The organism is Pantoea sp. ME81 (assembly GCF_903970985.1).
Taxonomy (GTDB): Bacteria; Pseudomonadota; Gammaproteobacteria; order Enterobacterales; family Enterobacteriaceae; genus Pantoea; species Pantoea communis.
The window spans coordinates 1-18,149 of record NZ_CAJCKS010000054.1; the positions used below are offsets into that span (position 1 = coordinate 1).

The window sequence follows — 18,149 nt, forward strand, 5'->3', positions numbered from 1 at the left end:
CATGACCTTCGCCGATCAGACGCCGCAGCTGGCGGATGTGAAAGCGGTGGACGATGCCTATCCGATGTTCGGCACCTTGCAGACCGATCCGCCGGGATTAAAACCGCAGGCGGGCACGGTGCTGGCCGCGCCACGCTTGCTGGCGCTGCTGAATCTGAAAGTTGGCGACAATGTTGATGTCGGTGACACCACGCTGCGTATTGCCGGTGAAGTGATTCAGGAGCCGGATGGCGGCTTTAATCCGTTCCAGACGGCGCCGCGCCTGCTGATGAACCTCGCGGATGTCGATAAAACCGGTGCCATCCAACCCGGCAGTCGACTCAGCTGGCGCTACAAGTTCTCCGGCGATCCGGCTCCGCTGGCGCGTTATGACAGCTGGATTCAGCCGCAGTTAAAAGCCGGTGAGCGCTGGATCAGCGTCGAGAACTCCGAAGATGCGCTGGGTCGCTCGATGCAACGCGCCCAGCAATTTCTCCTGTTATCGGCACTGCTGACGCTGATGCTGGCGATTGCCGCCGTGGCGGTGGCGATGAGCCATTACTGCCGCAGCCGCTACGATCTGGTAGCAGTGCTGAAAACGCTGGGCGCGACGCGCAACGCCTTACAACGGCTGATCATCGGCCAGTGGCTGGCGGTGCTGCTGCTGGCGGCCATCGCAGGCAGCGTGCTGGGGCAGGGGATTGAGGTCATCCTGCTGGCGATGCTCAAACCAGTGCTGCCTGCCGCCTTGCCTGCCGCCAGCTTCTGGCCGTGGCTGTGGGCGATTGGCGCGATGTTTGTGATTTCGCTGCTGGTGGGATTGCGCCCCTATCGGCTGCTGATGGCAACTCAGCCGCTGCGTGTGCTCCGGCGTGATGCGGTGGCGAATGTCTGGCCGCTGCGGTTTTATCTGCCCGCCATGGCGCTGGTGGTGGTTGGCCTGCTGGCGTTATTGATGGGCGGCAGCAAAATGCTGTGGGCGCTGCTGGCGGGCGTGGTGATGCTGGCGCTGCTGCTGTCACTGCTCGGCTGGGGCACACTGTTGCTGCTGCGTAAGCTGGTGGTGCGCAATCTGGCGATGCGTCTGGCGATCAATCGTCTGCTACGGCAGCCGGTGATGACGCTGAGTCAGCTGGCGGCATTTTCGCTCTCCTTTATGCTGCTGGCGTTACTGTTGGTGATGCGCGGCGATCTGCTGGATCGCTGGCAGCAGCAGTTACCGCCGGATGCACCGAACTATTTCCTGCTTAACATGACGCAGGAACAGGTGCCGCAGGTGCGCGACTTCCTCAATCAGCATCATATTAAACCGGAATCCTACTATCCGATTGTGCGTGCGCGTCTGACGGAGCTGAACGGCAAAGAAGCCGATCCGAAGATGGATAACGCGCTGAACCGCGAATTGAATCTGACCTGGCAATCGGAGCGACCGGATCACAATCCGCTGCTGGCCGGGAGCTGGCCGCCGAAAGCGGGTGAAGTGTCGATGGAAGTGGAACTGGCGGATCGCCTTGGCCTGAAGCTCGGCGATACGCTGACCTTCAGCGGTGATACCCAGCAGTTCAGCGCCAAAGTCACTAGCCTGCGCAAAGTGGATTGGGAGAGCCTGCGGCCGAATTTCTTCTTTATCTTCCCGCCGGGCGCGCTGGATCAACAGCCGCAAACTTGGCTGACCAGTTTCCGCATGGACAGCAATCCGGCGCTGCTGGCACAGCTCAATCGCGCCTTCCCGACGCTGAGTTTGCTGGATGTCGGCAGCATGCTGAAGCAGATCGGTCTGGTGCTGGCGCAGGTCAGTCAGGCGCTGGAGATCATGGTGGTGCTGGTGACGGTGTGCGGTGTACTGCTGTTGCTGGCGCAGATTCAGGTGGGTATGCGACAGCGCCGTCAGGAATTGGTGGTGTATCGCACGCTCGGTGCCAGTAAACGCCTGTTGCGCGGCACGCTGTGGTGCGAGTTTGCCTTGCTCGGCGTGGTGTCGGGGATTGCGGCGGCACTGGGCGCAGAAGCGGCGCTGTGGGGATTACAGCGTAAGATCTTCGATTTCCCCTGGGAGCCGGACTGGACGCTGTGGATGGCATTACCGATTTGCGGCGCGCTGCTGTTGTCAGTGTGCGGCGGCTGGCTGGGCGTGCGATTGCTGAAAGGGAAGGCGCTGTTCAGGCAATTCGAAGCGGCTTAATCTAGTGCACAAAAATCAAAGGCCGCTTGCGCGGCCTTTTTCATTTACAGCTTCTCAACCGCCCAGGCAATTCCGCTGGCGTACTCTTCCGGTAGCAGCGGCACCAGCGCGTTCAGCGCCGCCGCAAGGCGTGCCTGGTCGCTGTCAGTGAGATTTAAGTGCCCCACCTTACGGCCCGGACGCACTTCTTTGTCATACCAGTGCAGATGCACCAGCGGCTGTTGCAGCCAGTCGACATTCACGTCGGTGCCAATCAGGTTCACCATCACCGACGGCGCGAACACCACCGGTTTCGGCAGTGCCAGACCCAGCACCGCACGCAGATGCAGCTCAAACTGGCTGATCGACGCGCCGTTCTGCGTCCAGTGACCGCTGTTGTGCACACGCGGCGCCAGTTCGTTGATCAGCAGGCCTTCTGGCGTGATGAAACACTCCATCGCCATCACACCGACGTACTTCAGCTCATGCATGATCGCGCTGAGCATCGCTTCCGCCTGCTGCTGTTGCGCGGCATCGGCCTGCGGGAAGGCCACGCTGGTGCGAAGAATGCCGTCCTGATGCAGGTTATGCGTCAGCGGATAGAACACCGTGGTGCCATCCTGACCGCGCGCACCGACCAGCGACACTTCACCGCTGAAGTTGATGCCCTGCTCAACGATGCACTCGCCGTAGCACTCATCCGGCAGCGAATCGGTTTCGTTGGCGCGCAAACGCCACTGACCACGACCGTCATAACCACCGGTGCGACGTTTCACAATCGCCAGTTCGCCCAGCGAGCTGAATACCTGCGGCCACTCGCTTTTATCCGCCAGCAACTGCCAGGGCGCCGTCGCCAGGTTCAGCTGATCGAGCAGCTGTTTCTGCGTCAGGCGATCGGCCAGACGCGGGAAGATATCGCGGTTCACAAATGCCGGATGCAACGCCAGCTCGCGCGTTAACGCGGTTTCCGGCCAACGCTCAATCTCTGCGGTGATCACGCTTTCGGCGATCGGCAGGGCAGAAGGTTCGGCATCCAGACCTACCGGATACACCGCGATGCCCAGCGGTTCGCCCGCCTGGCGCAGCATACGGCCTAACTGACCGTTGCCGAGTACGCAAACCGGTTTCATGCATCCACCCGCGGATCTGGGTTGTTCAGCACTTCGTCAGTCTGGGTTTGACGCCAGGTGGCGAGACGCGCCGCCAGGTCTTTGTCATGCACCGCCAGAATCTGTGCCGCCAGCAGCGCAGCGTTAGCCGCACCGGCTTTACCGATCGCCAATGTACCAACAGGAATACCGCGCGGCATCTGCACGATGGAGTAGAGGCTATCCACACCGCTCAGTGCGGCGCTTTGTACCGGCACGCCCAGCACTGGCACCAGGGTTTTGGCAGCAATCATGCCCGGCAGATGCGCAGCACCGCCAGCACCCGCGATGATCACGTGGAAACCGTTATCTGCGGCAGTTTCGGCAAAGCTGAACAGTTTGTCTGGCGTACGGTGAGCAGAGACCACTTCAACGTGGAACGGAACATCCAGGCTGTTAAGAATTTCCTCGGCGAACTGCATGGTAGCCCAGTCACTTTTAGAACCCATGACGATGGCGATACGAGCCGGGGTGGCGTTGGATGACATGCGGTCAACTCCTGTGAATAGTCAAACGAACCTGGCCGGGCGGGCAGGTAAAGAAGGGCACAGAGAATAGCATGAGAAGAGAGCAAGGAAAACGGTTGCGTGGCCGGAAAACGGGCAATGATGCGTCAGGATGGGCAGATGATGAATCTTCATCCCGCTGAGTGCCGAGCACTGGCGCGCCCGACTATGAAGATGCGATTTTAAAACGGGAATTCGATCAGCTGCACGCCATCGGCATCAACCTGAATCATCGAGCCATTTTCATGCCAGGCACCGAGCACCACGCGCTGGGCGCTTTCACCTTGCACCAACAACTCATGCACCGCCGGACGATGGGTATGCCCGTGAATCAGAATCCGCACCTGCTGGCGCGTCATCGTATCGATCACGGCTTGCTGATTAACATCCATGATGCTCATCGACTTGTGCTGATTGGCTTGCTTGCTGTCGGCGCGCATACGTGCGGCGATGCGCATGCGAATGCGCAATGGCAGGGCGAGGAACAGACACTGTAGCCAGCGCTGATGCACTTTGGCGCGGAAGCGTAAGTAGCCTTCGTCGTCAGTGCATAAGGTATCGCCGTGCATAATCAGCACGCGATGGCCGTACAGGCTGAGCACTTGTTCTTCCGGCAGCAACGTCATCCCGCTGGCACGCGCAAAACGTTTACCGAGCAGGAAGTCTCGATTCCCATGGATGAAGAATTTGGGGATCGGCAGGGCTTTTAGTGCAGTAGCGATTTCACGATGTAGCGGATTAGGATCGTCATCGCCAATCCAGGCTTCAAACAGATCGCCGAGGATGTAAAGCGCATCGCAATCGCGCGCTTCACCCTGCAAAAAATGCAGAAAACCGGCAGTAATTGCCGGTTCTTCTGTGCACAGATGCAAATCTGCGATAAACAGCGTGCGCGACATTACTCGCTAACAGTCACTTTCTGGATGACAACGTCGTCAACCGGAACGTCCTGATGCATGCCGCTGCGGCCCGTTTTCACCGCTTTGATTTTCTCAACCACGTCCATGCCTTCAACCACTTCAGCGAACACGCAGTAACCCCAGCCCTGCAGGCTTTCGTCACGGAAGTTCAGGAAGTCGTTGTCTGCTACGTTAATGAAGAACTGTGCAGTCGCTGAGTGTGGCGCCTGAGTACGGGCCATTGCCAGCGTACCTTTGGTGTTCTTCAGACCGTTGTTGGCTTCGTTACGAATGTCTTCTTTGGTGTCTTTCTGCTTCATGCCAGGCTCAAAACCGCCGCCCTGGATCATGAAACCGTTGATAACACGGTGGAAGATGGTGTTGTCGTAGAAACCTTCACGGCAGTAGTCCAGGAAGTTTTTCACGGTAGCCGGCGCTTTGTCATCGAAGGTTTTGATTACGATGTCGCCATGGTTCGTCTGGAAAGTGACCATTATATTCGTCCTGTTACGGGTGTCGTCAGTATCAACTGCCGCGCCTGCTAAGCGGCGGGGCATTTTTGTAGACGCTTCTTATATCACAAATTCCGATGGCTCGTCAGTAAGGCAGCCACAGAAGGTAAGCGAGCGATGCACAACTGAGAAAAATACGGCACAATACCCAGCTACGCTGGAAAGGCGTATCCCGCAAACGTTAATAACGGAATCGTTCAATGCTGAAGATCTATAACACCCTGAGCCGTCAGAAAGAGGAATTTAAACCGATCCACGCTGGTCAGATCGGCATGTACGTCTGTGGAATTACGGTTTACGACCTCTGTCACATCGGCCATGGGCGTACCTTCGTTGCATTTGATGTGGTGTCACGTTATCTGCGCTATGTGGGCTATCAGCTCAAGTATGTGCGTAACATCACCGATATTGATGACAAGATCATCAAACGTGCCAACGAAAACGGTGAGAGCATCGAAACGCTGACCAACCGTATGATCGCTGAAATGCACAAAGATTTTGACGCACTGGGTATCCTGCCGCCGGATCTGGAGCCGCGTGCCACGCGCCATATCCCTGAAATCATCGAACTGGTTGAGCGCTTAATTGAACGTAAGCACGCTTATGTGGCGGACAACGGCGACGTGATGTTTGATGTGCTGAGCGACAAAGGTTATGGCGTGCTGTCTCGTCAGGATCTGAATCAGCTGCAGGCCGGTGCGCGCGTTGAAATCACTGAAATCAAACGCAACCCGATGGATTTCGTGTTGTGGAAAATGTCCAAGCCGGATGAGCCCGCGTGGAATTCGCCGTGGGGCAACGGTCGTCCAGGCTGGCACATCGAATGTTCCGCGATGAACTGCAAACAGCTCGGCACCCACTTCGATATCCACGGCGGCGGGTCGGATCTGATGTTCCCGCACCATGAAAACGAAGTGGCGCAGTCAACCTGTGCGCACGACGGCGATTACGTCAACTACTGGATGCACTCCGGCATGGTGATGATTGATCGCGAGAAGATGTCGAAATCACTCGGCAACTTCTTCACCGTGCGTGACGTACTGGCGCATTACGATGCGGAAACCGTGCGTTACTTCCTGATGTCGGGCCACTATCGCAGCCAGCTTAACTACGGCGAAGATAACCTCAATCAGGCACGTGCGGCGCTGGAGCGTCTCTACACCGCGCTGCGTCACACCGATGCCAGCGCTACGCCAGCAGGCGGCGAAGAGTTTGAAGCGCGCTTCCGCACCGCAATGGATGACGACTTCAACACGCCGGAAGCCTACTCGGTGTTCTTCGACATGGCGCGTGAAGTTAATCGCCTAAAAACTGAAGTCAAAGCCGCCTCTGATGCACTGGCCGCGAAACTGCGTCAGCTGGCGAACGTGCTCGGCATCCTGCAACAGGATCCAGAGCAGTTCCTGCAGAGTAGTGCGCAGGTGAATGATGACGAAGTGGCAGAGATCGAGCATTGGGTCAAAGCGCGTTCTGATGCGCGTGCCGCAAAAGATTGGGCACAGGCGGATGTGGCGCGTGACAAGCTGAATGAGCTGGGCGTGATTGTCGAAGATGGTCCGCAAGGTTCGAGCTGGCGTCGTAAGTAATAGCGTCGGGTGCGCGTTAACGGCACCCGAATAGGCAGATTGAAGGGTGCGCTTTGATCGGCACCCGAATTCTCAGGTCGCAGGGTTCACGTTGATGCGTACCTGAATTTACCAGCCGCAGAATAGCAAAAGGGGCGAACCGTAGTTCGCCCCTTTTTATTAGCCTGAACGCTTAAGCTACAACGGTAATTTTATAACCCGCGAACTCAACTTGCTGGCCTGCCACAATCTTGCAGCGCTTACGCGTTTCGATTGCGCCATCAACACGCACTTCGCCATCCGCGATGGCCACTTTTGCCTGCGCACCGCTCTGTACCCAACCTTCAAGTTTCAGCAGGTCACACAAATCAACGTGAGCATGTTCGCCCAAAGAAAAACTGGCCATTATGCCTCCTCCACGTCGTGATACTCTTCGCACGCGACTAATGTATTTTGAATCAGGGTCGCGACCGTCATTGGACCGACGCCACCGGGAACTGGGGTGATATAAGACGCACGCTCAGACGCGCTCGCGAAATCCACATCGCCCACTACTTTACCGCTCTCCAGACGATTGATGCCAACATCAATCACCACCGCGCCTGGCTTGATCCAGTCACCGGGAATAAAGCCCGGTTTACCGACCGCCACCACCAGCAGATCGGCGTGCTCAACGTGATGACGCAGGTCTTTGGTGAAACGGTGCGTGACGGTGGTAGTGCAGCCCGCCAGCAGCAGCTCCATGCTCATCGGACGACCGACGATATTGGATGCGCCAACCACCACGGCGTTCAGGCCGTAAGTATCGATATTGTAGCGCTCCAGCAGCGTGACGATGCCGCGTGGCGTACAAGGACGCAGCTTTGGCGCACGCTGGCACAGACGACCGATGTTGTACGGATGGAAGCCATCGACATCTTTGTCCGGCACGATACGTTCCAGCACTTTGACATTATCGATGCCGGCTGGCAGCGGCAGCTGAACCAGGATACCGTCGATTTCGCTGTCATTGTTCAGCGTATCGATCAGTTCCAGCAGTTCGGCTTCGCTGGTGGTCGCAGGCAGATCGTAAGAGCGGGAGATAAAGCCCACTTCATCACAGGCGCGACGTTTGCTGGCGACATAGATCTGCGAAGCGGGGTTCTCACCCACCAGCACCACTGCCAAACCTGGTGCACGTTTACCGGCTGCCAGACGCTGCTGTACTTTTTCGGCAACCTCAAGGCGCACCTGCTGCGCAATCGTTTTACCGTCAATAATTTTTGCTGCCATCAGAGAGGAAATCCATCTGTAGAGAGTTAAATCGGGGATTGGCGCCTATTCTGTCAGAAGCGCGTCCGGCTGTCAGGTAGAGATTCATTTCACCCGTGCGTTTCACGACTTTCCGCAGTGACGTGAGGCCGCCTTAGCGCGTATTATGTCCCTCAGGAAATTATGTGGATGCCGTGATGATTTGGTTAATACTCGCCACGCTGGCGGTGGTGTTTGTTGTAGGGTTTCAACTACTGACGGCCGGTTCGCGCCATGCTGCGCAGGCGCTGAGTAAAAGGCTGCAACTGCCGCCGGTGCACATCGAATCGATGCTGTCGCTAATGGGTAAGGATGCGGCCAAAGAGTTCACCGATTACATCGCGGGCGATAATGAAACCCATTTGGGCAACGGCGCCGCGGTGATGCTGATCTGGCAGGTGTTGATTGTCGATGGCAGTGACGAGAACGCGGTGCGCTGGCACGGGATTTTGACCAGGGCTGGATTTTCAGGGCTGATTTCGCGTCAGCAGCTGTTACTGGCGTTAGGGTTTTTGAGGCAGCTGGAGCCGGAGAGTGCTGAACTGCATGCGCTGCGGGAACAGTATAATGCGCGGTTTACGCAGCAGGGGATCGAGCTTGAAGGGGAGGCGGGTGAGGTGAGTAATTTGGTGTTGATGAGTGAGTGGCGTAAGCGGCATTGAGGAGTGGGGGATTATTGGGCACGGCATAGGCATGGGTATCGAAGGCGGATGGCGCGAGACATGGGGCGCACTGCTCGGTCTTCAGGACGAATTGTTCAATGATTCAACACTCTGGAGCCGCAGGGCGGCAAAAACGTTGACGCGAGAGCGTGCAAACGTATAATCCGACGCAACCACTATGCGCCCTTAGCTCAGCTGGATAGAGCACCGGCCTTCTAAGCCGTAGGTCACAGGTTCGAATCCTGTAGGGCGTGCCAAATCTATAACTTAAGATGCCAAATGGCGTCTTTTTTATTTATAAATCAGTAGATTGTTATCAAATTTGATGTTTGGTATTACAACTCTCGCTTTGAACAGTCTATTCACGGTCTCAGACAATGGTGAATGTAAAAGTAATAGCTACCTCAACGGGTCTCCTATTTTAATTTACATATGATGCTAATCATCATTACCACATTTCATTAAAAACACTAAAGCAAAGCTCAATCAATGACTTGATCAACATGATTTTTTGATTTTAATTTGATTATTTTTGATTTTCAGCACGTTAGATGATTAGGGATGAGTGCTCTAAAAATGCATAATTTATTGATTTATTTTTAGTAAATTCAATACCCTAATCTTTGGCGTCTGTTTTTTAATCAACCCCATCGTAAGGATGTGTCGAGTTAACGATGAATTCATTAATGTTGCACTTGATTCATGCCTGATTGGGATATTTACCTCATTTCAGTAAGTAAACAGTTGGAATTGATATTTTACTGTTTATAATTACAGTGTTTTTTGTTGGCATGTTTGCTCACATGATTTAGGTCGTTTACATGAATTTTTGTGATAAAAATGTGGCCAATGGGATTAGATTCCGTTAGGATCTTTGGATCGCTAAAACATAAGATGATATGAACATGAAACCACTAAAGAAATATCAAGTAGCTTCGTTTTTTGCGGGGATTGGTGGATTCGATCTAGGTCTTGAAAAAGCTGGAATGGAAGTTGTTTTTCAATGTGAAATCAACAAGTTCTGTCAGAAAGTTCTAAGAAAGAATTGGCCAAAGATTTCACTGCACACTGATATCACTCAGTTAGAAGCAAATGAAATTCCTGAAAGCAGTGTTTGGTGTGGTGGATTTCCTTGTCAGGATGTCTCGTCCGCAAACCAAGGTAAACGTAAAGGTTTGGAGGGGGCCCGGAGCGGCTTGTTTTATACTTATGCAAAACTCATTGAAGAAAGAAAGCCTGAATGGCTTATTATCGAAAATGTTCCCGGACTCCTCAACAGTCACGATGGACAAGACTTCAAAGTTGTCATCGATACATTGGTCGAACTCGGGTATGGCGTATCGTGGCGAGTATTGGATGCAAAATACTTTGGAACACCCCAGCGTAGAAGAAGAGTGTACATTGTCGCAAGTCTTGGAAACATGCGCTCCTCTAGAGTCCTTTTTGAACAAGGAGCAACTAGATTCACTGATAAACAGGGCCAAGGAGAGAGGGCAAATGCTACCGGAACCTCTCATTCAGGCTTATCAAAAGCAGATATCTATTCTATCCAACATGCAAGTATCGGAAGAAAAGCAAGCGCTGGCCCCCAAGCTAAAGGGTACAGAAACGATGGAGAAACATATACCCTTGATTCCCGAGGAAGCTCAGACGCTGTATGTTCGCCGGATGTTGCCTTCAGAATACGAGCGTCTGCAGGGATTTCCAGAGAACTGGACTCTAATCGATTCAGAGCAGTAGGGAACGCCGTCGCAGTCCCTATTGTTGAGTGGATTGGCAAGAGAATAATAGCTATAGATCAAGAAGATGATTATTGGGTGCGATAATTACTTTAGTATTATCTAACTTCAAAAAATCACCTTCAAACAGCTCGGGGCGCGGGGCGCCTTGATCTGTTAAGAAACGGACAAACGTTGAATAATTAGTAAATAGAGTTTTTGTTTTATCAATTTCAAGAGGAATTGGTCCTGGTTGAGCTTCAATCTCTGTATTTTCTTTAAAGGCTAGAATGCACAATGTCCAATTATGTGATTTTAAATCACGAAGGTTTGCATTTCTGAATCTTTTATGTAGATAGTCATATAATAAACTGCCAACAGCAAAAACGATTTTTCCTCCAGTTTGATCTACAACATTACCTTTAACTAAAAATTGCTCTTGCTGTCTCCTCCATGCATTGGTTTCAATTGTATTGGCAGGAACAGGTTGCCTCAGTATTTCATTTGTTGGATTATCTAACTCTGACCAAGCCGCTATATGTCTGGTAATTGCCCCTGTACTACTTGTTTCCCCTCCGCCCTGCATTTCGAGTAGAACTTCATCTACTCTACCTCTACCTGAAAAATTCCGCATTACATAATCGGCGTGATAGCTATTATCAGAATCTGGCAAAGGTATATTTACTTCTCTTTTAATTCCAATTTCTGAATCAAGTAGTTGTTCATCTTGATAAATCAATTTTGCTACTTGGCGAAGAACATCTTTTTGATGTTCAACTAAAATATTATCAATTTGGCGTGTATTTCCTTCGAAAACAACTGTCTTTTTTTGGCGAGTAGAACAAAGTCTATGTTCACATACAATCCAAATCGTATCGTCTTGCTTGCGAACACTGCAGACTGGATGAATTTTTTTAGAAACTTTGTCGCATGCTCGATCCATAAAAGGGCATTGTACCAATGCACCTTTTTTAACTGGTTCTATCGGAGTATCCACATCTGTTCTTTGACCTAGGTATTCAGCAATTCTGACTGCCATTGATTGCTCCTTAATCTAAATTATTATTGACTTGTCCAAACTGAAATTAATAACACATAGAAATTAAACCGATTGCAGAAACCTGTTCAATCTGGTTGATTATATCTATATTAAGATATTGATATGAGAGCATATAAGTTACATACTATCCTTAAAAATTAATCAAATCAAACATTACTATAATATATCATTTAAAATTAACTTTAACATATCTCATTGTTTTTATAATGAAAATTGATTTTTTTGGTTTTCTAAGCTAAACAGGTGTGATTTATGTGGTTCAATTTCTTATTAAAACCTTCCGCCACTTCCAAACACTCAAATCCTTCAACTCTGGGCGTGCCTCCTTCCTTAACCAACTAGCCAATTCCACAATCCGCAAAAAATCCATCCTTTCAAGATGAAGTAAGATTTAGGAGCAGGGTCAGGTCAGAGGCATCTTATTGGATCTATCCGCCCAACTGACCTGATGGCTACAAAAGGAGGCGAATATCCTCAGTGGATCACACCTTTGGTGGTTCAAGAGAAATGAGCCACTGTGCTAAATCCTTTAAAGGCTCATCGCCATTGTGTTTCAGGCCGAACAGCAAGTCTTCCTGGCGCGGCTGGCCAAAGACGATACGGTAGAGTGCAAGTTCTCGCTTGAGCCGCTTAAACTTAATGCTCTCTTTGCTGTACGGCAGTATGGGAACCCGGCGCTCGACGCGAGAGGTTCCTTCTTCAAAAATCCAGTAGGGAATTAGATCCGACTGTCCTGCTTTGCGTTGGCTTGCCGCAAGAGCGAATAGCTGTCTCCATGGGTCTGTACTTTCTGCCAGCGAATTAAGTGCACTCAAACCATAATACTCAGCAATGTTCTTCCTTACCGCATGACCCTTATAACGGTGTACTCGTCCTTCACGCTGCTCCATATCGACCGGGTTTGACGGTAAATTCCAGTGCATCACCGCATGGCACCAGGTGTGAAAATCGAGTCCCTCTTGCCCGATTGAGGTGGAAGCCAATACAAAGGGATGGAAGGGGGAGTTAAACGCATCTTTTACCGATTCCGCATGTGCGACGGCCTGATCCGTATCGTCCTTGAGTTGGCCGTAGCGTAAAGCAAAGCGGCAACGCGTGTACAAATCACTCCAAGTGTAATTGCCCTTGTTCGTTTTGAACTCTTCAACGTTCAATTGTGTGGTACGCAGTGACACTACGGCTTGGATACGTGATGCCATAGCCGCTAATTGCACTTCGGCGGATTCATGCTGTAACCCCATCGATTCCTGCAGCGTATGAACATACTCATCCAGCATGGCCTGAATGTTGCCATCGATGCCATAACGCAGTGTCAGTCGCCAGTAAGAATCATCCCCTGTGCCGCGTAGCAGCGAAATGCTCTCAGCCAGATTGTAGAGCGAACGAAATCCAGAGGCGATCTGCGCTGCAGCGGACAACATCTCAGCCGAATCGGTTGCCAGGCCTATGTCGATACGGCTGAGCGCGCGTAGTGCGCATGTACCGGGGCTGGCAAGCGCGAAGTCACAAAGAACCTCTACCAGATCTTCAGGACGCGGGCCGAGGGAGATTTCACCCTTTGCCATCCGGGCAAACAGTTCAATGTGTTCCTGGAAGTTTTCGGCTGGCTCATTTGGGGTCGTTCCGATATACCTGTGATGTTCACTTTGCCACCAGTTTGGTGTTTCGGTACGGGCATCCAGTAACGCCGTAGCTGCCCAGTACCAGCGTTCATCCGCACGTACTCCCGGCACGCCCATACCCAGTGTCTCAAGTAGTGCTTCGCATTTCGTCGTTACAATCGTTCTTATGGCCTTCACACTCAGCGGCTCGCCCGCATGCTGGCGGGCAATTTCAAGTGGATCGATATGACGTGCGAGTGTCGGTGACGGCAACAACCAGGCGATAACGGGCATACCGGTGAGACGGCCATCTTTTGATGATTTTGCAAAGTTGAGCAGCGGTTTGACTTTTTTCTTGAACTGGCTGTGCGAAATCTGAGGATCGGTACCAATCATCCGTCGTTCGGCTTCATAAGAGCAGACGGTGGCAATTGCATTAGGTACTGCGCTCCAGGCGGAAAAGACCAGCGTTTTGGTCAAGCTGCCTTTATTGGCATATACCCCGCTTGGTGTCATGTAAGGCAGTGATGGAGGCATCCACAAAAGCTGCCACATGCCTTTATCCAGTGTATCTTCAAACAGCATCCGCATTCGTGGATTTGCAGCATCTAACGGCTGGTAGCGTTCCAGTTTTGCCTTCGTCAGCAGCTGAGGTTTTGCTGATTTAACGAGTTTACGTAATGCATCTGAAGGAGATTTCAGAACCTTATCCATAAGGTTTCGTAATTCGTAATGTTTCAAGAAATTGAAAAGATAAGGCATCGATTTCCAGTATTCGAGGACATCGCGAGCGTGTACTTCCATGGCTACGCCATCAACAGCTGCCGCGTGATAAAGATCTGCAGGCGTAATCATTGCCGGTTGCAAGACTTCCTTCGTCATTGCATCCAGTTTTTGTGTCATCGTTACCCGTTCGGTTCGGCACATGACCTGTAATAAAGCGTGCTCCAGTGCTTTTTTGGTCTGTGCTGCGTTTTCTGAGGCGTGCAATGCGGTACGGTGATCGAGTAAGTGCTGCTGAATATCTTTGATTTGACTGTCACCCTTATACAAAAAGTGCAATGTACGAATAAAGTCGGCGTAGTGGTTATCCTCGTCGCTTTCCTGATCGAGGGTAAACATTTTATACGGGGTCGCCGAGAGTAAGAGTACGCGTACGTTCGGCTGCTCAAAGAGTGCTTTTGCCAGCAGTGCGGCTTCATCGTCACCATCGAGTAAGGCTTTAAACCGCTGAAATTCGTCAAGGATAACCAGATCGGGTTCCAGCGCGGATAAACACACAGAAGCCAGCTTGCTTCTGAGTTTGCTGATTAAGGCATAGCGCAGTTCAGAATCGTGAGGCTTGCTTTCTTCGACATCATCGGCGAAACACTCACACCCCTCCTTGAGCTGAGCGTACAGTTCGACATCGTCTAACACCTTGCGACGAAAGTCTTTTGCCAATTCCATGTCAATGTCTTTGACGGAAAGTTGATCAACCGTGGAATGCCAGCCTGGTCGGCCTGCCGCTGCCTGGAGCAGGTTAAGCATGCCCTGGCGTAAACGTTCGCGATACTCGCCTTTTGCCAAAGGTAAATCGTACAAAATGCGGTATAGGATTGCGCGTTCTTCTTTATGACCGCCACGACTGCGGGTGTGATCAAGGGCGGTATTCGGCGTCAGGCTGATAAAGTTGATTTTGTTTTTGCGGAGAGAGCGTACCTGTTTGGGCAGGAATGTTAGTCGCGTTGAGTGCGAAAATTGCGACTCATTACTGACATTCAGCCGCTTAATATTTTGCGCCGCGATGGCCGCATTTGAGCAGATATAAATGATGTCGATACGGTCGACTTTATCCTGCAAAAGTTCGATGGCTTTGGCGATGATGCCACGGGCAACCATTGTTTTTCCCAGACCCACTTCATCGGCCACCAAAAAGCGATTTTGCTGTTTATAACCGTATAATTGCTGAAAAACATAGTTCACGGTGCGTTGCTGAAAATCTTTCAATCCCGTGAGCGGTGCAATAATACTGGTTTGCTTATCGGCCATTTCGTCCTCCCATGGCTGATTCAAATACGGCCCATAAATCAAGGAAATCTTGCGGAATAATGTCGCTTTGTCCTTTGCGCATGTTGCCAATCAGCGCGACGATATCTTTTAACCGTTTAGGCTCGCGGCTATAGATGCGCGTCAGCTCTTCCAGTACGGCAAATTCTTCACCACTGGCAAGCCCTGTAAAGAAATTGCCATCGCCAAAGGCGTTTTCGGCAATGAAGGATTGCTGTCCCGCCTCGTCTATCAACATCAACAGATAACGTAGGAAATCCTGTTTTTGCATGTTGCTTTGTAAAATCATCGCGTGGCGATCGGGGGGCAAGGCATCAATCGGCAGATTGAGGACAAATCTGACCGATACATCCGGATGCGATGTTTTGAGGGAAAACGCAGTCAGTCCGGTAATGGACGGGACTGAAAACTCACCGAGCGCTCTTTTGTTCACATCTGCCGGGTCGAGCAGACTGCAGCCCAGTCCATCTGATACCGTCACGGGCCACGCAGTTGCCTGCACAATACCTACTAGGTCAGGAATTTCACCGACAAGCCACAATGCCCAATTTTGGTCGTCTTTATTAGGATGGCAGTGAAGAGTCAATGAGGCGTCGGCGAGTAACGTACGCGCCTCTTCTGCGTGGGACTCGGCTTCTACACGAAGGGCGTCGGGCTCAAACGGCTGGGCAGGGTCGAAATCTTGCAGATAGTTTTCCATTCCATTGCTGCTCAGAAGGTCATCAATGGTGCCTGTATGTTTTTTCTTACCCTTGAGCGAGACTAAAATTTCGCAGTTTGTTTTTCCCAGTAGCGCTGTGCTGGTGGCGTTTGCGGAACCCAGAACCAGCTCGCTGTCTCGGCCATTTTCAAACAGATAAGCTTTAGCATGCAGGCCGGAGGCGATGATGTCATTAGGGATACCCTCGTCGGATGTCGGCTCTTCTGCAGCATCGTCAAGCTGAAGCTGACGCGTGAAAAGGCTGCGCGTCTCTTCACTCAAGGTAAGCAGGGTGTCCGGGCGCGAAATCAGCGCATCTGCTTGCTGGGAATGCTTCACGATGTGTTGCAGTGCTTCGTTGGTGCAAAACGGAGAGATAACGACCGCACGATCCGCTTCGGGTGGCTGCCAGTCGTACCCTTCTCCAGGCAGGAAAAACGCGACCTCATCAAAGCCAGCGGGACATTCCCATTCCACATACAACAGTTCATCTGCAAAGTGCTGCGCCTGCGCCCGGCGATGTTTCGATATTTTTCCCGTCGCCCGTTTGGGCAGTACGGAGAATAAATGCACCAGCGCTTTATTAGCACTTTGCTTTCGTTTTACGGGGTAGCCATCCAGTTGCAACGAGAGGTCCCAGGATGAATCGGTGGTTAAATTTCGGCTCAGTACCACCAGTCGGTACATCGCTTCGTTTGTTTCAGGACTGATAAAACGAATTGCCCAGATTTTGGGGTGAAAGACTCCGGGGCCTTTAGCTTTTGATTCAATAATCATATCTTCAAGCAGGCCGAATAAGGGGTTGGGTTTGAGCTTTGCGGGGATCTGAATACGCCCTTTTTGGACATACACCGTGATACGCTCGGAATAGCGGCGAATGGCTTCAAAAATGGACAGCGGATCCTGAGCACGGTTGCTATCAGTCGCTGTGAACGCCAAATAAACCGGCGCCTGAAGCAAAAATGCCGGGTCGAGTGAGAAGCTGGTGGCAATAGCTTCGTCAAACACCATGCCGGGTGGAGAGGTCAGCGCCGAAGTATATAAGCTGCGATTGTTAGGGTTTAGCATTCTTCTCTCCTGAGACCCTGCGCCAGATCCTTAAGAACTATCTGGACGTTATTCCAGCGATAGACCAGCCGTAGGGTTCCAGCAGATCCACTCCATTGCTCCAGTGCTCGCCTGTTTTTAAAGCGTGAACGCGGGCCTTTGAGTGCTATTTCGCGGGCACGGATAAGTGCACAGGCTTCTTTACTGGTGAGTAATGCCCCAGAAGCTTGTCGGATAAGATCAATCCATTGTTCTACAAAGCGGCGGGTCTTCTGACTAATGCTATAGTCCGGCCCGGCGGTGAGTATCCACATGTGGTCGAGTGACCAGATTGCGATGTCCTCGCGGGGGAGTGCATTAAACCAGGCGACGAAGCTGTCATGGTGCTGAGACAGAAGGTCGTTATCAGCTCGTTCTTTGGCTAGCAAATAGTTATAAAGCAGGGCTGCTCCGTGCATAGCATAAGAAAAAAGCCGCGCATGAGTCAGCAGTTCCTTGAGTTCATCTGGGAACCTCGCGTAATCCGGGTGTTCCCATGGTGAACTTACGTCTGCCGGTTCGCTATGCAGCGTCAGCCAAGCCAACAGACTGCCTTTGCATGACACTTGAATACGGTCGCGAAGAAAGCTTGCTTCCTGGCGTGTAAGTGCAAATGTTGCACCATTAGGAAAGTTGGGTGGTGGTGCAGGCAGGCTGGAGTGCCAGCTCTGAGGTGGTTTGTACGAGCTAGTGTCGCCCATATCACCGCGATTTTTTTCTTGATATTCCCGCTCGTTCATTTCCCTCCGCATGCGATACAGTTCATCCACACGCCGATGATATTCCTCTTGCGAGCACGACGTCTCGCGAATGCCCCAGCGCCGTAGCCCTGACCAGTAAACGGAACTGGGCAGACGTTTAAGCTTTTCGCGTGAATTTTTACCAAATGTCCCGGCCGAATCTTCTTCGAGCTTGGAGAGGGGGATAATTAAGGCTCGTTCGTCACGGTCGGCCTGGATACCAAAGTTTGCAGCGGATATGCGTTTATTTTCGAGACGCTGATAGATCCATGGAACAAAAAGCATGTAGCGTAAACGGGTTTGAATGGTGCTGGTTCCTGGAAATAGCTGCTCAGCAAAACTATCTCGAATAGCGCCAATACCTAATTCATCACGACTCTCCTTTTGTTGAAAGAGTGCAAGAATATCTAACGTCTTGGCCTGTGCGTTTGCATCGTGATCAAGCCAGCCTAACGCGGATGCCATACCTAATT

14 protein-coding genes and 1 tRNA gene are annotated in these 18,149 nt (G+C 51.7%); 5 read left to right on the top strand and 10 right to left on the bottom strand.

The window, feature by feature from the left end; translation table 11 throughout:
• A partial coding sequence (gene ybbP, locus H7A81_RS12105; protein WP_182057623.1) for a putative ABC transporter permease subunit YbbP occupies positions 1–2,161 on the top strand: 2,161 nt, incomplete at its 5' end.
• Between the two features lie 44 nt (positions 2,162–2,205).
• Here the strand turns inward: ybbP and purK are convergent.
• The 4 genes from purK to ppiB all read right to left on the bottom strand — a co-directional run bounded on the left by purK (position 2,206) and on the right by ppiB (position 5,187).
• A complete protein-coding gene (gene purK / locus H7A81_RS12110; RefSeq protein ID WP_160867902.1) occupies positions 2,206–3,270 on the bottom strand; it encodes a 5-(carboxyamino)imidazole ribonucleotide synthase in 1,065 nt (354 codons plus the stop codon).
• Positions 3,267–3,776, bottom strand: a complete 510-nt coding sequence (purE, locus tag H7A81_RS12115; RefSeq protein ID WP_034828223.1) for a 5-(carboxyamino)imidazole ribonucleotide mutase — start codon at positions 3,774–3,776, stop codon at positions 3,267–3,269. Before purE ends, purK begins: the two co-directional genes overlap by 4 nt.
• Before the next feature lie 200 nt (positions 3,777–3,976).
• Positions 3,977–4,693, bottom strand: coding sequence for a UDP-2,3-diacylglucosamine diphosphatase (lpxH, locus tag H7A81_RS12120; protein WP_182057624.1), 717 nt, complete (start codon positions 4,691–4,693; stop codon positions 3,977–3,979).
• Positions 4,693–5,187, bottom strand: coding sequence for a peptidylprolyl isomerase B (gene ppiB / locus H7A81_RS12125; protein ID WP_034828227.1), 495 nt, complete (start codon positions 5,185–5,187; stop codon positions 4,693–4,695). Before ppiB ends, lpxH begins: the two co-directional genes overlap by 1 nt.
• Positions 5,188–5,405: 218 nt before the next feature.
• Between ppiB and cysS the strand changes: the two genes are divergently transcribed.
• Positions 5,406–6,791 carry a cysteine--tRNA ligase gene (gene cysS / locus H7A81_RS12130; protein ID WP_182057625.1) on the top strand — a complete coding sequence of 462 codons (1,386 nt, stop codon included), beginning with the start codon at positions 5,406–5,408 and terminating at the stop codon, positions 6,789–6,791.
• Positions 6,792–6,963: 172 nt separating this feature from the next.
• Here cysS and ybcJ read toward each other — a convergent pair whose 3' ends face one another.
• Together ybcJ and folD are read right to left on the bottom strand one after the other, a co-directional pair.
• The gene (gene ybcJ, locus H7A81_RS12135) at positions 6,964–7,176 is read right to left on the bottom strand and encodes a ribosome-associated protein YbcJ (RefSeq protein ID WP_097117460.1); all 213 of its coding nucleotides are present in this window, start codon (positions 7,174–7,176) and stop codon (positions 6,964–6,966) included.
• Positions 7,176–8,042, bottom strand: a complete 867-nt coding sequence (gene folD / locus H7A81_RS12140; RefSeq protein WP_034828233.1) for a bifunctional methylenetetrahydrofolate dehydrogenase/methenyltetrahydrofolate cyclohydrolase FolD — start codon at positions 8,040–8,042, stop codon at positions 7,176–7,178. The genes ybcJ and folD overlap by 1 nt, the downstream gene beginning before the upstream one ends.
• 176 nt (positions 8,043–8,218) lie before the next feature.
• Here folD and H7A81_RS12145 point away from each other — a divergent pair, with 176 nt between their 5' ends.
• The 3 genes from H7A81_RS12145 to H7A81_RS12155 all read left to right on the top strand — a co-directional run bounded on the left by H7A81_RS12145 (position 8,219) and on the right by H7A81_RS12155 (position 10,548).
• Complete coding sequence (locus H7A81_RS12145) at positions 8,219–8,722, top strand: DUF1198 family protein (RefSeq protein WP_182057626.1); 504 nt, start codon at positions 8,219–8,221, stop codon at positions 8,720–8,722.
• A 180-nt stretch (positions 8,723–8,902) separates the two neighbouring features.
• Positions 8,903–8,979: transfer RNA gene (locus tag H7A81_RS12150), tRNA-Arg, on the top strand.
• A gap of 648 nt (positions 8,980–9,627) precedes the next feature.
• Positions 9,628–10,548: a DNA cytosine methyltransferase gene (locus H7A81_RS12155; protein ID WP_255478953.1), complete on the top strand. Its 921-nt coding sequence runs from the start codon at positions 9,628–9,630 to the stop codon at positions 10,546–10,548.
• Here H7A81_RS12155 and H7A81_RS12160 read toward each other — a convergent pair.
• From H7A81_RS12160 to H7A81_RS12175, 4 genes are all read right to left on the bottom strand, one after another.
• Complete coding sequence (locus tag H7A81_RS12160; protein WP_182057628.1) at positions 10,514–11,479, bottom strand: hypothetical protein; 966 nt, start codon at positions 11,477–11,479, stop codon at positions 10,514–10,516. The genes H7A81_RS12155 and H7A81_RS12160 overlap by 35 nt on opposite strands.
• A 503-nt stretch (positions 11,480–11,982) precedes the next feature.
• The gene (locus H7A81_RS12165) at positions 11,983–15,132 is read right to left on the bottom strand and encodes a helicase-related protein (protein WP_182057629.1); all 3,150 of its coding nucleotides are present in this window, start codon (positions 15,130–15,132) and stop codon (positions 11,983–11,985) included.
• Positions 15,122–16,918, bottom strand: coding sequence for a phospholipase D family protein (locus H7A81_RS12170; RefSeq protein ID WP_182057630.1), 1,797 nt, complete (start codon positions 16,916–16,918; stop codon positions 15,122–15,124). Before H7A81_RS12170 ends, H7A81_RS12165 begins: the two co-directional genes overlap by 11 nt.
• Positions 16,912–18,141, bottom strand: coding sequence for a DUF6361 family protein (locus H7A81_RS12175; RefSeq protein WP_182057631.1), 1,230 nt, complete (start codon positions 18,139–18,141; stop codon positions 16,912–16,914). The genes H7A81_RS12170 and H7A81_RS12175 overlap by 7 nt, the downstream gene beginning before the upstream one ends.
• Between the last annotated feature and the right edge of the window lie 8 nt (positions 18,142–18,149).

Excerpts from the sequence above, each read along its gene's own strand:
- H7A81_RS12155 (WP_255478953.1), top strand. The coding sequence starts at position 9,628 with ATGAAACCACTAAAGAAATATCAAGTAGCTTCGTTTTTTGCGGGGATT.
- folD (WP_034828233.1), bottom strand. The coding sequence starts at position 8,042 with ATGGCAGCAAAAATTATTGACGGTAAAACGATTGCGCAGCAGGTGCGC.
- H7A81_RS12160 (WP_182057628.1), bottom strand. The coding sequence starts at position 11,479 with ATGGCAGTCAGAATTGCTGAATACCTAGGTCAAAGAACAGATGTGGAT.
- H7A81_RS12175 (WP_182057631.1), bottom strand. The coding sequence starts at position 18,141 with ATGGCATCCGCGTTAGGCTGGCTTGATCACGATGCAAACGCACAGGCC.
- H7A81_RS12145 (WP_182057626.1), top strand. The coding sequence starts at position 8,219 with ATGATTTGGTTAATACTCGCCACGCTGGCGGTGGTGTTTGTTGTAGGG.
- H7A81_RS12165 (WP_182057629.1), bottom strand. The coding sequence starts at position 15,132 with ATGGCCGATAAGCAAACCAGTATTATTGCACCGCTCACGGGATTGAAA.
- cysS (WP_182057625.1), top strand. The coding sequence starts at position 5,406 with ATGCTGAAGATCTATAACACCCTGAGCCGTCAGAAAGAGGAATTTAAA.
- purE (WP_034828223.1), bottom strand. The coding sequence starts at position 3,776 with ATGTCATCCAACGCCACCCCGGCTCGTATCGCCATCGTCATGGGTTCT.
- purK (WP_160867902.1), bottom strand. The coding sequence starts at position 3,270 with ATGAAACCGGTTTGCGTACTCGGCAACGGTCAGTTAGGCCGTATGCTG.
- ybcJ (WP_097117460.1), bottom strand. The coding sequence starts at position 7,176 with ATGGCCAGTTTTTCTTTGGGCGAACATGCTCACGTTGATTTGTGTGAC.
- lpxH (WP_182057624.1), bottom strand. The coding sequence starts at position 4,693 with ATGTCGCGCACGCTGTTTATCGCAGATTTGCATCTGTGCACAGAAGAA.
- ppiB (WP_034828227.1), bottom strand. The coding sequence starts at position 5,187 with ATGGTCACTTTCCAGACGAACCATGGCGACATCGTAATCAAAACCTTC.
- H7A81_RS12170 (WP_182057630.1), bottom strand. The coding sequence starts at position 16,918 with ATGCTAAACCCTAACAATCGCAGCTTATATACTTCGGCGCTGACCTCT.